Below are 14058 nucleotides of genomic sequence, written 5' to 3'. Positions count from 1 at the left end.
CCTCATTCATCTACCGAAAATGATCGCTCACCGGCTTTCGCCTCAGTCTTGGGAGCGCTCCCAGGGTGGCCCGGCGGAGGTCGTCCCATCGGGGTGTCTAGCCAGACGTGCGAACCTTCGCGCCGTGCGCGGAGGAAGGAGAGAAGCGATGCGTAACCGGGCTCGGATCTTGATTCCGCTCGTGGCGGCGGGCCTGCTCGCCGCGGCCTGCACCGGCGGCGGATCCACGCCGACCCCGTCGGCCTCCCAGCCGCAGAGCAGCCAGGGCGCGGTGGCCAACCCCGACCAGCTGCCGCGCAACGAGACGCTCTACACCACGGGCACGCAGTGGGGGCCGCCGCCCAACTTCAACCCCATCAGGGAATGGGACTCGGCCGTCGGCACGAAGGGCCTGGTGTACGAGACGCTGTTCCACTACGACACCACCGCGGCCAAGCTGAGCCCGTGGCTGGCGGCGAGCGGCGCCTGGACCGACGACACCACGTACGAGGTCAAGCTCCGGCCCGGGATCAAGTGGTCCGACGGCCAGCCGTTCACCGCCAAGGACGTCGCCTTCTCCTTCGAGCTCGGCAAGATGGAGACGATCCCGTACCACCACCTGTGGAACTGGCTGAAATCGGTCGAGGCCACCGACGACCAGACGGTGAAGTTCACCTTCTCCAAGGCGAACTACCAGCAGTGGGACTTCATGCTCTACAGCCGCTCGATCGTCCCCGAGCACGTCTGGAAGGGCCGCTCGGAGAAGGAGGTGCTCGACGGCATCAACGAGAACCCGGTGGGCACGGGCTCGTACAAGTTCCTCAGCAAGGACCAGGACCGCGTGGTGCTGCAGCGGCGCGACGACTGGTGGGGCAAGTCGGCGCTCGGCATGGAGCCCAAGCCGCGCTACATCGTCGACATCGCCACCCCGAGCAACGAGGTCGCGATGGGCATGCTGCTGCAGAAGGGGCTCGACCTCAGCAACAACTTCCTGCCCGGCGTGGCCAACCTGGTGCAGGGCAACTTCGGGCTGACCACGTACTACAACGAGCCGCCCTACATGCTCTCGGCCAACACCGCCTGGCTGGTGCCCAACACCACCAAGAAGCCGATGGACGACCCGGCCTTCCGCAAGGCGCTGGCCGCCTCCGTGGACGTCAAGAAGATCGTCGAAGGCGTGTACGGCAACCTGGTCAAGGCCGCCAGCCCGACCGGCCTGCTGCCCCAGTGGGACAAGTACGTGGACCAGAACGTGGTCTCCTCCTCCGGTTTCACCTTCGACGCGGCCAAGGCCAAGAAGCTGCTGGCGGACGCGGGTTACAAGGACGGCGACGGCGACGGGTACGTCGAGAACAAGGACGGCTCCAAGATCAGCCTGAGCCTCATCGTCCCGTCCGGCTGGACCGACTGGATGGAGTCGGCCCGGTCGATCTCCGCCAGCGCCAAGACGGTGGGCATCCAGATCACGCCCGACTTCCCCGACTTCAACGCCCTGGTCGAGCGGCGGGCCAAGGGCGACTTCGACCTGCTCATCAACAACGAGCGGCAGCTGTCGAACTCGCCGTACACGTACTACGAGTACATGTTCCAGCTGCCGATCCAGAAGCAGCAGAACACGGTCAACTTCGCCCGCTACGAGAACAAGAAGGCATGGGAGCTGGTCGAGCAGCTCGACCAGGTCAAGACCGACGACACCGCGGGGATGCAGAAGATCATCTCGGAGCTCCAGCAGATCCATCTGGACGACATGCCGATCATCCCGCTCTGGTACAACGGCCTGTGGGCCCAGTCCAGCACCAGCGTGTGGAAGAACTGGCCGTCCGCCGCGGGCGGCGCGCCCAAGACCGGTGCCGTGATGTGGCGCAACTGGCTGGAACTGGGCGGTTTCGAGACGCTCACCCAGCTGCAGCCCTCCGGCTCGTGACGACCTGACCGGACGAATCCTCCGGCCCTCCGCCCCGAGACCTGCCACTGGGATCCGGGGCGGAGGGCCCCTCCCGGAGACTAAGAACACGTGCGTCGTTATTTCGGTAGAAAACTCCTCATCTATGGGCTGACCTTCTTCGTCGCCGTCACGGTCAACTGGATGATCCCGCGCTTCATGCCGGGCGACCCGATCGCCAGCATGGTCGCGCGGGCCAACGTCACCAACGCCCAGGCCGTCGAGGCCATGCGGGCCTACTACAGCAACCTGTTCGGCCTGGACCAGCCGCTGTGGCAGCAGTACGTCAACTTCTGGGGCGCGCTCGCGCAGGGCGACTTCGGGATCAGCATCTGGCTCTTCCCGACGCCGGTCGCCGACGTGATCACCCAGGCGGTGCCGTACACACTGGCGCTGATCGTCCCCTCGGTGCTGCTGAGCTGGGTGGTGGGCAACCAGTTCGGCGCCTACGCCGCCCGCCGCAAGCTGCTCGACAACACCGTCCTGCCGGTGGGCTACGTGCTGACCGCGATGCCGTACATGTGGCTGGCCGTGCTGCTGGCCTGGGGGTTCGGGGTGCTGCTCGGCTGGTTCCCGGTGGCCGGCGGCTACAGCTTCTCGATGCGGCCCAACTGGTCGTGGACGTTCGTGCTCGACCTGCTGCACCACTGGGCGCTGCCGTTCCTGTCGCTGTTCCTGGTGGCGCTGGGCGGCTGGGCCATCGGCATGCGGAACATGATCATCTATGAGCTGGAGTCGGACTACTCCAGCTACCTGTCCGCGCTCGGCGCGCCCACCAGGCTCATCCGCAGGTACGCCTTCCGCAACGCCGTCCTGCCCCAGATCACCGGGCTGGCTCTGCAACTGGGCGTGCTGGTGGCCGGGGCGCTGGTCACCGAGATCGTCTTCGCCTATCCGGGTCTCGGCAGCTTGATCCTGAAGGCCATCCAGAACAAGGACTTCTTCCTGCTGCAGGGCACGTTCCTGTTCATCGTGCTCGGCGTGCTGATCGCCAACTTCATCATCGACATCGTCTACGTCGTGGTCGATCCGCGTACCAGGGCGGGAATGGCGGGTGCGCAGGCATGACGACGATCCAGGAAGTCGCCCCGCGCGAGCCGGCGGGCGTGCGCCGCGAGGCGCTCTACTTCGCGGTGCGCAACGGCAAGCTGATGGCCGGGTTCGGGATCGTGCTCGTGCTGCTGTTGCTCGGCCTGTTCGGCCCGCTGCTGTTCGAGGGGGTGCCCAACGACTACGGCACCCGGCCCATGAGCCCGCCGTCGGGCGAGCACTGGTTCGGCACGACCACGTTCGGCCAGGACGTGTTCCTGCAGTTCGTGCACGGGCTGCGCAGCACGTTCGTGGTGGGCGTGATCGGCGGCGGCATCGCGGCGGTCATCGGCATGTCCGTCGGCTTCGTGGCCGGCTACCGCGGCGGGATCGTGGACGAGGTGCTCAACATGCTGACCAACGTCATCCTGGTCATCCCGACGCTGGCCGTGCTGCTGATCATCAACGCCTACCTGGGCATCCGCAGCGTGGCCGTGCAGGGCCTGTTCATCGGGCTGACGCAGTGGCCGTGGGCGGCGCGGGCGATCAGGGCGCAGACGTTCTCGCTGCGTACGCGCGAGTTCGTGGATCTGGCCAGGATGAGCGGCTCCGGCACCGGCAAGATCATCGCCAGGGAGATCGCGCCGAACATGAGCTCCTACCTGTTCATGACGTTCATCCTGCTGTTCGGCGGATCCGTGCTCATCGCCTCCTCGCTGGACTTCATCGGCCTCGGACCCACCGAGGGGGTCTCGCTCGGCCTGATGTTGCAGAACGCCAACCAGTGGAGCGCGCTCCAGCTCGGCATGTGGTGGTGGTTCGTGCCGCCGGGAGCGGCCATCACCGCCATCGTGGGCGCCCTGTACGTGGCCAACGTCGGGCTCGACGAGGTCTTCAACCCGAAACTGAGGGAGACATGAGTCTGCAGGTCAGCGAGCTGAGGGTGTACTACAGGACGCTCAAGGGGGATGTGCGCGCCCTCGACGGCATGACCTTCGAACTCGGCGACGGCGAGATACTCGGCCTGGTCGGCGAGTCCGGCTGCGGCAAGAGCACGCTGGGCAAGTCGCTCATCCGGATGGACGGGCGCATGCGCCGCGTCGGCGGCACGGTCACGCTCGACGGCCACGAGCTGCCGATCGACGACGACCGCCGGATGAACGACTTCCGCTTCCGCGAGGTGTCCCTCATCCCGCAGTACGCCATGAGCGCGCTCAACCCCACCCGCAAGATCCGCAGGATGGTCACCGAGCTGCTCAGATCCCGGGGCACCACCCTGGACACGGCCGAGCTGGAGCGCCGGATGGACCAGGTCGACCTGCCCCGCGAGGTGCTCGACCGCTACCCGATCGAGCTGTCGGGCGGCATGAAGCAGCGCATGGTGATGGTCATCTCCACCCTGCTCGACCCGTCCCTGTTGATCGCCGACGAGGTCACCTCCGCGCTCGACGTCTCCACGCAGAAGGCCGTGGCCCGCGCCCTGCTCGGCTTCCGCGACAGCGGCTACGTCAAGAGCATGATCTTCGTCACCCACGACATCGCGCTCACCCACCACATCGCCGACACGATCATGGTCATGTACGCGGGCAAGCTCGCCGAGAAGGCCCCGGCCGACGTGATCGTCAAGGCGCCGCGGCACCCGTACACGCGGCTGCTGCTCGACTCCCTGCCCGAGGTCGGCGTCCGCTACGCCGAGCGCAGGCTCGAAGGCATCGCCGGCAGCCCGCCGTCGTTGCTCGACCCGCCCACGGGCTGCCGGTTCCGCGACCGCTGCCCGATCGCGGGCGAGGAGTGCGCGCAGGAGCCGCCGGTGGCCGAGCTCGCCCCCGACCACCACGTAGCCTGCTGGAAGGCCTGATGCTGAGACTCGACGACGTCACCAAGGAGTTCCGGATCGGCGCCTTCGGCGGCAAGAGCGTCGCGGCCGTGCAGGGGGTGAGCTTCGAGGTCGTCCCCGGCGAGGTCGTCTCCCTGATCGGCGAGAGCGGCAGCGGCAAGAGCACCATCGGCCGGATGATCCTCGGCCTGAACCCGGTCACCAGCGGCTCCATCACCTTCGACGGGCTGCCGGTGCGGGCGGGCAAGGAGTACTACCGGCGGGTCCAGGGCATCTTCCAGGACCCGTTCAGCTCCTTCAACCCCGTCTTCAAGGCCGACCGGGTGTTCACCATGATCAAGGAGGCGTACTACCCGTCCGTCTCCGGGCCGGAGTGGACGGCCAAGGTCGAGGAGTCGCTGCGCGACGTGCGCCTCAACCCCGGGCAGGTGCTCGGCAAGTATCCGCACCAGCTCAGCGGCGGCCAGCTCCAGCGGCTGCTCATCGCCCGCGCGCTGCTGCTGGACATCAAGCTGCTGGTCGCCGACGAGATCACCAGCATGCTCGACGCCTCCACCCGGATCGACGTGCTCAACCTGCTCGCCGAGCTGAAGATCAGGGGTCTGAGCGTGCTCTACATCACGCACGACCTGTCACTCGGCAACTACCTCGCCGAGCGCACGGTGGTGCTGCGGCGGGGGAGCGTGGTGGAGATGGGGCCGACCGAGCGCGTCTTCGGCGACCCGCTGCACCCGTACACGCGCGAGCTGCTGTCGGCGGTGCCGCGCCTGCACGAGACCTGGGACGACGCCGTGCCCGTGGAGACCTGCCTCTACCACGAGCGGGGCGGCGGCGCGGGCGGCCTGGCCGAGGCCGAACCTGGCCACTTCGTGGCCTGTGCCCGGCTGGACACCTGCTGAGGAGGCCGGTCGCCGGGAGGTTCCCGGCGTCCGGCCCGCCTTACGCGCGCGCCCTCAGCGGCCGGCGCGCAGCCGTCCGGTGGCCTCCGCGTCCACCTCGAACGTGTCCGGGTCCACCGCCACGCCGTAGTCGCGGGCCGCGCCCGCCACGCTGACGAACCCGTTGCGGACGTCCGCGGCCACCCGGCCCGGCTCGCGCTCGAACGGGTCGCCGTACCCGCCCCCGCCGCCGGCGTTGTTGACCAGCACCTCGTCCGCCTCCAGCCGGTTGTAGCTGCCGCCCTGCACCACCTCGCGGCCGGTGCCGGGGTTGAGGATGACGTGGTTGCTCTCGCCGGGCATCCCGTCGCCGATGGCCCACGGCCTGGTCCTGGTCTTGTAGACCAGGCAGATGCCGGTCGAGGGGGCGGTGAAGCGGTACGTACGGCCGACGCCGACGCCACCCCGGTGCCGGCCGGGGCCGCTGCTGTCGGGGCGGTAGCCGTACGACTCGATGAACATCGGCGACTTGGTCTCCAGCACCTCCACCGGGTTGTTGCGGCAGCCGGGCTCCGACAGGTGCATGATGCCGTCCTCGCCGTCGCCGCCCGCGTGCCCGCCGAAGCCGACGGCCTCGTTGGTGGCCTCCAGCCACGCCTCGCCGGTGCGCGGGTTGACGCCGAGGCCCATCATCGAGCACACGTCGCCGCCCGAGCAGGCGGGCACGCGGTCCGGCATGCCCTGGGCCAGCGCCTTCAGCACGACCTCGCCGCCGAGCAGCCCGGTCCACAGCGTGAACGTCGGCATCGGCGGCACGGCGTGCATCACCGACCCTGGCTCGGTGACCACCCGCAGCGGCCGGAAGTTGCCCGCGACGACCGGGGTGTCCGGCGTGGTCAGCGCCTTGAAGACGAGGCTGCAGAACGCCTCGGTCTGGCCGACGGGCAGGTTGATCGGGCCCTTGACGTCGCGCTCGCTGCCGGTCCAGTCGATCACCATCTCGTCGTCGCCGATGGTCACGGTGACGTTCATCCTGATCAGGCGGTCGGCGTCCACGCCGTCGCTGTCCACGAAGTCGTGCGCGGTCCAGGTGCCCTTCGGCAGCTTGGCCAGGGCCAGCCGGGCCAGCCGCTCACCGTGGTCGTTGATGGCGTCCATCGCGGCGCTCAGCACGCCGGCGCCGTACTTGGCGGCGATCTGCTGGGTGCGGCGCACTCCGGTCACGCACGCGGAGACCTGCGCCTGGATGTCGCCGATGGTGCGCTCGGGCATCCGGCTGTTGAACCGGACGATGTTGAACACGTCGTCGTTCTGCACCCCGCGCCGGTAGAGCCTCGAGCACGGGAAGAACAGGCCCTCCTGGTACATGTCGGTGGAGTCCAGGACGTATCCCGGGTCCTTCTGCTTCAGGTCCAGCACGTGGATCCGGCAGGAGGCGAACCCGATCAGCTCGTCCTCGTGGTGGATGGGCGCGAAGACCAGCGGGTCCAGGGTGTGGGCCGAGGCCCAGTACGGATAGTTGAGGATGAAGACGTCGCCGGGCTCCAGCGCGTCGCGGCCGAGGAACTCGACCGCCCGCTTGATGCCGTGGTCGTTGCCGCGGGTGAACACCGCGATGCCCGGCGCGTCGGCCACCACGTCACCCTGGGCGTCGTGGATGCCGATGCCGTAGTCGTGGATCTCGTACACCACCGTGTTGTACGCGGTGCGGCACAGGTTGCGGGCCATCTCGTCGGCGGCGGCGAGCAGGCCGTGCCGGATGATCTCGGTCGTGATCGAGTCCGTGGTGATCGAGTCGGTGGTGGTCGTTTCGCTCACTGTTGTCCCCCGGTCCGGTCGCTGACGGAAATGACCAGTTCGCCGTAGCGGCCGACGCTCAGGCTGTCGCCGGCGTGGATGACGGACGTGGCCGTGTGCTCGGTGATCACGGCGGGTCCGGCGACGCGGTCGCCCGCCAGCAGTTCCTCGCGCGTGTAGACGCGGTATTCGACGGCCGGCTCGTCCGGTGAGAGGTAGACCGGGCGGGTCCCGGCCGGCCGCGGCCCGCCGGAGGTGCGCTCCGCCACGGTCGGGAGCTCGGGCTTATCGACCGTGCCGGTGGCGCGCAGCCGCAGGGTCGTGACCTCGACCGGGTCGTCCATCGTGTGGCCGTACTGCCGCTCGTGCAGCTCGGCGAAGGCGGACTCCACGGCGGCGGCGAAGGTGGCCGGGTCGTCGGGGAAGGCGACCGTGACCGAGTGCTCCTGCCCCTGGTAGCGCACGTCGAGCGTGCGCGCCAGCGCGCGCCGGTCCGGCCCGAAGCCCTCCGACTCCAGTTGCTCGACCGCCGCCGCCTCCATCTCCCGGTAGACGGCGCCGGCGGCGGCCTCGTCGAGCGCGGCCAGCGGTGTGACGGCGGTGCGGGCGAAGTCGTGCTGCACGTCCGCCAGCAGCATGCCGAACGCGGAGAACGCGCCCTGCCCCGGCGGCACGATCACGGTCGAGATGCCCAGCTCCCTGGCGACCTCGACGGCCACCAGGCCGCCTCCGCCGCCGAAGGACAGCAGCGCGAAGTCCTTCGGGTCGCGCCCGAGCTCCACCGTGATCGCGCGGACGGCGCCCATGATCTTCATGGTGGAGATCTGCACGACGCCGCGGGCCAGCGCCTCGGGGGCCAGGCCGAGCCGGGTGGCGATGGGCTGCAGCGCCTTGTCGGCCAGCTCGCGGTCCAGGGCGAGCTTGCCGCCCAGCGGGCTGTCCGAGCCGAGGTGGCCCAGCACGAGGGCGGCGTCGGTGAACGTGGGCGCGGTGCCGCCCCTGCCGTACGAGGCCGGTCCCGGCGCCGCGCCCGCGCTCTGCGGGCCGACCTGCAGCGCGTCCGCCTCGTCCAGCCAGGCGATGGAGCCGCCGCCGGCGCCGATGGTGTGGATGTAGAGCGACGGGGTGTTGATCGGCAGCCCCTCGAACTCCGCGCCCTGGTAGAGGACAGGTTCGTGGTCGAGGATCAGCGAGGCGTCGAGGCTGGTGCCGCCCATGTCGATGGTGATCAGGTTGGGCTCGTCCAGCAGTCTCGACAGCGCCGCCGCGCCGATCACGCCGCCCGCCGGGCCGGACAGGATGAGGCTCACCGGCTGCTCGCGGGCCGCCTGCGCGGTCATCGCGCCGCCGCCGGAGCGGGTCATCAGGAACCGGCCCCGGAAGCCGCCGCCTTCCAGCTCGCCCTCCAGCTCGCGCAGGTAGCGGTGCACGATCGGCTTGACGTACGCGTCCAGCACGGCGGTGCTGGTCCGCTCGTACTCGCGGTACTCCCTGGACAGCTCGTGCGACAGCGTGACCGCCACGCCGGGCGCGACCTCGGCCAGCACCTCGCGCATGCGCAGCTCGTGCTCAGGGTTCGCGTACGAGTGCAGGAACGCCACCGCGACCGAGCCGTACCCGCGTTCCGCCACGATCGTGGCCACCCGGCGGGCGTCCTCGTCGTCGAACGGCGTGTGCACGCTCCCGTCGAACCGGCACCGCTCGCGCACCTCGAAGGTGTCGTACCGGTCGAGCAGCGCGGGCGGCTTGCGGTAGGTGATGTCATAATTGGTCCTGCGGTCGGTGCGCCCGAGCAGGTAGACGTCACGGAACCCCCTCGTCCCGATGACGGCGGTGCGCGCTCCCGTCCTGGTGAGCAGCGCGTTCAGTCCCAGCGTGGTGCCGTGCGTGAACATCGTGATGGCCGGCGTGCCGGACTCGGCCAGGCCGAAGGCGTCCATGACGCCCCGGGCCGGCGCGTCCGGCGTGGTGGGGACCTTGCCGAAGCTGAGCGCGCCCGTGTCGGGGTTCAGCTCCACCACGTCGGTGAAGGTGCCGCCGACGTCGATCGCAAGCCTGCTCATCGTTCCGCCTTCCTCGATGGCCTTCTGGATGATTGGTGCGTGGCCGCGACGAGGTCCAGAGCGCCGGACGGCATCCCCCTCGCGTCGTCCGGTCGCGGCCAGTGCAGGGTGAGCTCGTGGAAGCCCGTGTCGCGCAACCGGCCGGTGAAGTCGGCGTAGCGGCCAGGGCTCTCGAAGGGCCAGGTCATGTCCAGCGCCACCTGTGCGATCCGGCGCGGCGCCGACCGCGGCCGGCCGGCGGCGTCGAGCGCCGCGTCCAGCCCGCGCCCCTGTTTCTCCAACGCGGCGAACCAGTCCTCCGCCTCGTCCCGCCGGCGGTAGGCGCCGTAGGTCACCCAGGACTGGCCGTGCCTGGCGGCCAGCGCCATCGCGCGGGGCCCGGTCGCGGCCACGGTCAGGGGCACGCGCGGGCGCTGGAGGCAGCCGGGGATCTGGCGGGCCTCGACGGCGCTGTAGCGCGGCCCGTGCACGGTGCTGACGTCGTGGGTGAGCAGGTGGTCGAGCAGGCCGAGCCACTCCGCGAAGCGCTCGGCCCGCTCCGGCGGCGATCGCGGCGGGTCGCCGAGCACGGCGGCGTCCGCGCCCTCCGCGCCGGCCCCGACGCCGATCTCCAGCCGGCCGCCGCTCAGGTGGTCGAGGGTCATGATCTCCTTGGCGAACGTGACCGGATGGCGGTAGTTGGGCGTGGCCACCTGCGTGCCCAGGCGTACCCGGGAGGTGGACACGGCCGCCGCCGCCAGCATCGGCACGGCCGCGTGCCAGGGCCGGTCCTTCAGCGGGGTCCAGGTCAGATGGTCGTAGGTCCACACGGTGCGCACGCCCAGCGCCTCCGCGGCCCGTACGTCGGCCACGAAGGCGGCGGGATCGCGGTCGGGCAGCACCAGGACCGACAGCTCGATCATCGGCGTTTGCTCGCCACGCTGAGCGCGACCGCGGCCAGGATGACCACGCCGGTCGTCAGGTCCTTGAAGAACGGGTTCGCGTTGAGGATGTCGAACCCGTTGTCGATCAGCGCCAGCAGGTACACGCCGCAGACCGAGCGCCAGATCGCGCCGACGCCGCCGTAGATGCTGGTGCCGCCGAGGATGACCGCCGCGATGGCCAGCAGTTGCATGCCGTCGCCCGCCTGCGGCTGTCCGGTGCCGATCCGCGACACCCCGATGGCGGCCGCGATGCCGGCGGCCAGGCCGCTGTAGAGGAACGTGTAGAGCTTGATCCGGTTCACCCGGATGCCGGACAGCTCGGCGGCTTCGGCGTTGCCACCGACGGACAGGACGTACCTCCCGAAAGCAGTGCGATTCAGCAGAAATCCTGACAGCAGGGCGAAGAGCGCCAGGATGACGATCGCGTAGTAGACCGGGCCGATCCCGCCGCGCCCGAGCGCGGTGAACCCGGTGGCCTGGACGCTGATCAGGAACCCGCCGGTGATCAGCACCGCCAGCCCGGCGTACACGAGGCTGGAGGCCAGCGTCGCCAGGAACGAGTGGATCCGCAGCCTGGTGATCGCCACCCCGTTCACCAGGCCCAGCGCGGCGCCGGCCAGCGGCGCGGCGATCAGGCCGAGCACGGGGCTGTTCAGGCGCAGCGCCACCCAGGCGGCCACCACGTTCGCGACGCTGAAGATCGCCCCGGTGGACAGGTCGAAGCCGCCGCAGATGACGACCAGCGTCCCGGCCACCGCGATGATCGCCAGCGGGGCGTTCTGGTTGAGGATGTTGAGCAGGTTCGTGAGTGTGAGGAACGACGACGTCGAGACGCTCAGCACCACGAACAGCGCCACGAGCATGATCAGGACGGCGTGGTGGCGGACCAGGGCCGGCACGTTGACGCCGGATCCCGCTCGCGCCGATGCGGTGGCGGTCATGGCCTTCCTCCGGTTTCCGTTTCGCCGGCGGTCGGCGACTGCCGGGGCTGGGGCTGCTCGACCTCGAAGAGGCGCTGCAGGATCTCGTCCACGGACGTGCCCGGCCCCGCCACCTCGCCGACGACCGCGCCGCCGCGGACGAGGTGCACCCGGTGGCTGAGGCCGACCACCTCCTCCAGCTCGGAGGAGATGAGCAGGATGCCGGTGCCGGCCGCGGCGATCTCCACGATGAGCTGGTAGATGCGGGACTTGGCGCCCACGTCCACGCCCCTCGTGGGCTCGTCGAGGATGAGGAACTCCGGGCGGCCGAGCAGCCATTTGGCGAACAGCACCTTCTGCTGGTTGCCGCCGGAGTAGACCGAGATGTCGCCGTCGAGCGCGGCCGGGCGGACGCCGAGGCGTTCGACCAGCTCGCGCACGGCGGCGCGTTCGGTCCGGCGTGACAGCACCCCGGCGCGGGTGAAGCGGCCCAGGTGCGGCAGGGTGACGTTCTCCAGGACCGGGCGCGGTAGCACCAGTCCCTGGGCGCGGCGGTCCTCGGGGATCATGGCCATGCCGCGGGCGATCGACGCCCGGGGCGAGGCGTCCGTGACCGGCTCGCCGCGGAACAGCACCTGCCCCGACTCGATCCGGTCGCCGCCGAACAGCGCCCGGGCGATCTCCGTACGCCCGCTTCCGACCAGCCCGGCCAGGCCGACGATCTCGCCGGGGCGGACCCGCAGGGACACGCCCCTGAGGGCGGCGCCGCGCACGTCGCGCATCTCGGCCACCGGCTCCGTCTCCGGCGGCGGCGCTTCGGGCAGGTCGGGCAGCAGCATGTCGACGGGCTCGCCGAGCATGGCCTCGACCAGGCCCGCCTTGGTCTCCCGCGCGGCCTGGGCCGTCCTGATCACCCGGCCGTCCCGCATGACCGTGACGCGGTCGCAGTTGCCGAGCACGTCGTCCAGGAAGTGGGTGACGTAGACGACGGTCGTGCCGCGCTCGCGCAGCCAGCGCATGATCTCGTGCAGGCGCTCGCTCTCGTCGGCGGTCAGCGACGACGTCGGCTCGTCCATCACGATGACCCGCGCCTCGCGGGCCAGGGCCCGCATGATCTCGACCTTCTGCTGATCGGCGATCGGCAGCGTCTCGACCGGCGCGTCGGGCGGGAGCCCGAAGCCGCAGAGCTCCTCCAGCTTCCGGTAGCGGGCGCGCAGGTCCGCGTGCAGGACGCCGAACGTGCGGCTCTCCCGGCCGAGGAACACGTTCTCCGCCACGGTCAGGGCGGGGACCAGGCACAGCTCCTGGGCGATGATCACCAACCCGGCGTCCTGCGCCCGCCTGGTGTCCCAGCGGTGCACCGGGCGGCCGAACACCTCAAGCTCGCCGGAGTCCGGCTGGTAGAGCCCGCCGATGACCTTGCCGAGCGTGGACTTGCCGGCGCCGTTCTCGCCGACCAGGCCGTGCACCTCGCCCTCGGCGAGGGACAGCGACACCGAGTCGAGCGCCTGCGTGGAGCCGAAGCGGACGGACAGGTCGCGTACGGTGACCGCCGGGGTCGCGCCCCGCATCAATCGGCCCACTCGCCCTGGAAGTCGGGGTGCTCGCCCAGGATCTCCTTGGTGACGATCACCGGTACGGGGCCCAGCGTGTTGGCGTCGATGACCGGCGTGACCGGTTTGCCGCGCACCGCGTTCACCACCTGCTCAAGCGCGGCCTTGCCCATGCTGTTGGGGAAGTCGACCTGGTCGGCCGCCCACTTGCCGGCGCGGACCTGCTTGATGGCCTCCTGGTTGCCGCCGCCGCCCGTGACGTACATCTTGCTCAGGTCGACGCCGGCGCTCTCCAGCGCGACCTGCGCGCCGATGGTCTGCTGGTCGGCGTTGGACAGCAGCACGTCGAGCTTGGGGTTGGCCTGGAGGATGTTCTGCATGGCCTTGAGCGAGGTGTCGCGGTCGTAGTTGCCCTGGCCCGTGGCCACGACCTTGATGTTGGCGTGCCCGTCCAGGACCGACCGGTACGCCTTGTTGCGCAGGTTGTCGAACGGGAACTGGAGCTGGCCGATGAGGATCGCGACCCGGCACGGGTCCTTGCCCTCGCAGTACTTCACCACGCCTTCCGCGAGCTTCTTGGAGTTCTCCTCCGTGTTCGCCGCGACCGTGGAGACGATGCCCTCGACCTGCGGCTTCAGCTCGGTCAGCTTGGGGCCGACGGGGAAGAGCGTGGTGGCGACCGGGATCTTGGCCTGGGCCGCGGCCGGGATCGCCGCCGCGATGCCGACGTTGTCGTTGGGCACCAGCACGATGCCGTCGTAGGTGCCCTGACTGGCGACGTTCTGGACCTGGTTGAACTGGGTCTGGCTGTCGAACTTGCCGTCGAAGACGGTCACCTCGACGTCGCCGTACTCCTTGGCCCTGGCCACGGCGCCGTCGTAGACGGCCTTGTTGAAGCCGTTCTGGCTGGAGGAGGCGAGCAGGGCGATGCGCACCGGGCCCGTCTTGCCGCTGGGCGGGGCGCTGGAGGAGTAGACCTGGGAGACGTCGGAGTTGCAGCCCGCGAGAGCGAGGCTCAGGAGCGCGGCGGCGGCGATGGCCGGCCTCCGGCGGGGGATGGACAGTGATTTCACAGGCACCTCTATCTCATGGTGCGTATGTTTCCGCAGGTGACAAGCTGTCTTGAAGCAGTACAAT

11 protein-coding genes are annotated in these 14058 nt (G+C 69.9%); 5 read left to right on the top strand and 6 right to left on the bottom strand.

Annotation, left to right across the window (positions count from 1 at the left end):
• Nucleotides 1-148: 148 nt before the first annotated feature.
• The 5 genes from ABFX54_RS02350 to ABFX54_RS02330 all read left to right on the top strand — a co-directional run bounded on the left by ABFX54_RS02350 (nt 149) and on the right by ABFX54_RS02330 (nt 5686).
• On the top strand, nt 149-1903 hold the full coding sequence (locus ABFX54_RS02350; protein ID WP_346101185.1) for an ABC transporter substrate-binding protein: 1755 nt from the start codon (nt 149-151) through the stop codon (nt 1901-1903).
• Between the two features lie 90 nt (nt 1904-1993).
• Complete coding sequence (locus ABFX54_RS02345) at nt 1994-2989, top strand: ABC transporter permease (RefSeq protein ID WP_346101184.1); 996 nt, start codon at nt 1994-1996, stop codon at nt 2987-2989.
• Nucleotides 2986-3870, top strand: a complete 885-nt coding sequence (locus ABFX54_RS02340; RefSeq protein WP_346101183.1) for an ABC transporter permease — start codon at nt 2986-2988, stop codon at nt 3868-3870. Before ABFX54_RS02345 ends, ABFX54_RS02340 begins: the two co-directional genes overlap by 4 nt.
• Complete coding sequence (locus tag ABFX54_RS02335; RefSeq protein WP_346101182.1) at nt 3867-4808, top strand: ABC transporter ATP-binding protein; 942 nt, start codon at nt 3867-3869, stop codon at nt 4806-4808. Before ABFX54_RS02340 ends, ABFX54_RS02335 begins: the two co-directional genes overlap by 4 nt.
• Nucleotides 4808-5686 (top strand): ABC transporter ATP-binding protein, encoded by an 879-nt coding sequence (locus ABFX54_RS02330; RefSeq protein WP_346101181.1) that lies wholly within the window; start codon nt 4808-4810, stop codon nt 5684-5686. Before ABFX54_RS02335 ends, ABFX54_RS02330 begins: the two co-directional genes overlap by 1 nt.
• A 54-nt stretch (nt 5687-5740) precedes the next feature.
• Here ABFX54_RS02330 and ABFX54_RS02325 read toward each other — a convergent pair whose 3' ends face one another.
• From ABFX54_RS02325 to ABFX54_RS02300, 6 genes are read right to left on the bottom strand one after another with little or no spacing between them, the layout of a single operon-like run.
• Nucleotides 5741-7483 carry a hydantoinase B/oxoprolinase family protein gene (locus tag ABFX54_RS02325; protein ID WP_346101180.1) on the bottom strand — a complete coding sequence of 581 codons (1743 nt, stop codon included), beginning with the start codon at nt 7481-7483 and terminating at the stop codon, nt 5741-5743.
• Nucleotides 7480-9525 (bottom strand): hydantoinase/oxoprolinase family protein, encoded by a 2046-nt coding sequence (locus ABFX54_RS02320; RefSeq protein WP_346101179.1) that lies wholly within the window; start codon nt 9523-9525, stop codon nt 7480-7482. Before ABFX54_RS02320 ends, ABFX54_RS02325 begins: the two co-directional genes overlap by 4 nt.
• Nucleotides 9522-10427, bottom strand: coding sequence for an LLM class flavin-dependent oxidoreductase (locus ABFX54_RS02315; RefSeq protein WP_346101178.1), 906 nt, complete (start codon nt 10425-10427; stop codon nt 9522-9524). Before ABFX54_RS02315 ends, ABFX54_RS02320 begins: the two co-directional genes overlap by 4 nt.
• Nucleotides 10424-11389, bottom strand: a complete 966-nt coding sequence (locus tag ABFX54_RS02310; RefSeq protein WP_346101177.1) for an ABC transporter permease — start codon at nt 11387-11389, stop codon at nt 10424-10426. The genes ABFX54_RS02315 and ABFX54_RS02310 overlap by 4 nt, the downstream gene beginning before the upstream one ends.
• A complete protein-coding gene (locus ABFX54_RS02305; protein WP_346101176.1) occupies nt 11386-12939 on the bottom strand; it encodes a sugar ABC transporter ATP-binding protein in 1554 nt (517 codons plus the stop codon). The genes ABFX54_RS02310 and ABFX54_RS02305 overlap by 4 nt, the downstream gene beginning before the upstream one ends.
• Nucleotides 12939-13994, bottom strand: coding sequence for a sugar ABC transporter substrate-binding protein (locus tag ABFX54_RS02300; RefSeq protein WP_346101175.1), 1056 nt, complete (start codon nt 13992-13994; stop codon nt 12939-12941). Before ABFX54_RS02300 ends, ABFX54_RS02305 begins: the two co-directional genes overlap by 1 nt.
• Between the last annotated feature and the right edge of the window lie 64 nt (nt 13995-14058).

Source organism: Nonomuraea maheshkhaliensis (genome assembly GCF_039529435.1).
In the GTDB taxonomy this organism is placed as follows: Bacteria; Actinomycetota; Actinomycetes; order Streptosporangiales; family Streptosporangiaceae; genus Nonomuraea; species Nonomuraea maheshkhaliensis.
The sequence above is the reverse complement of the archived record's forward strand: the minus strand, read 5'-3'. Positions and strand labels throughout refer to the sequence as shown.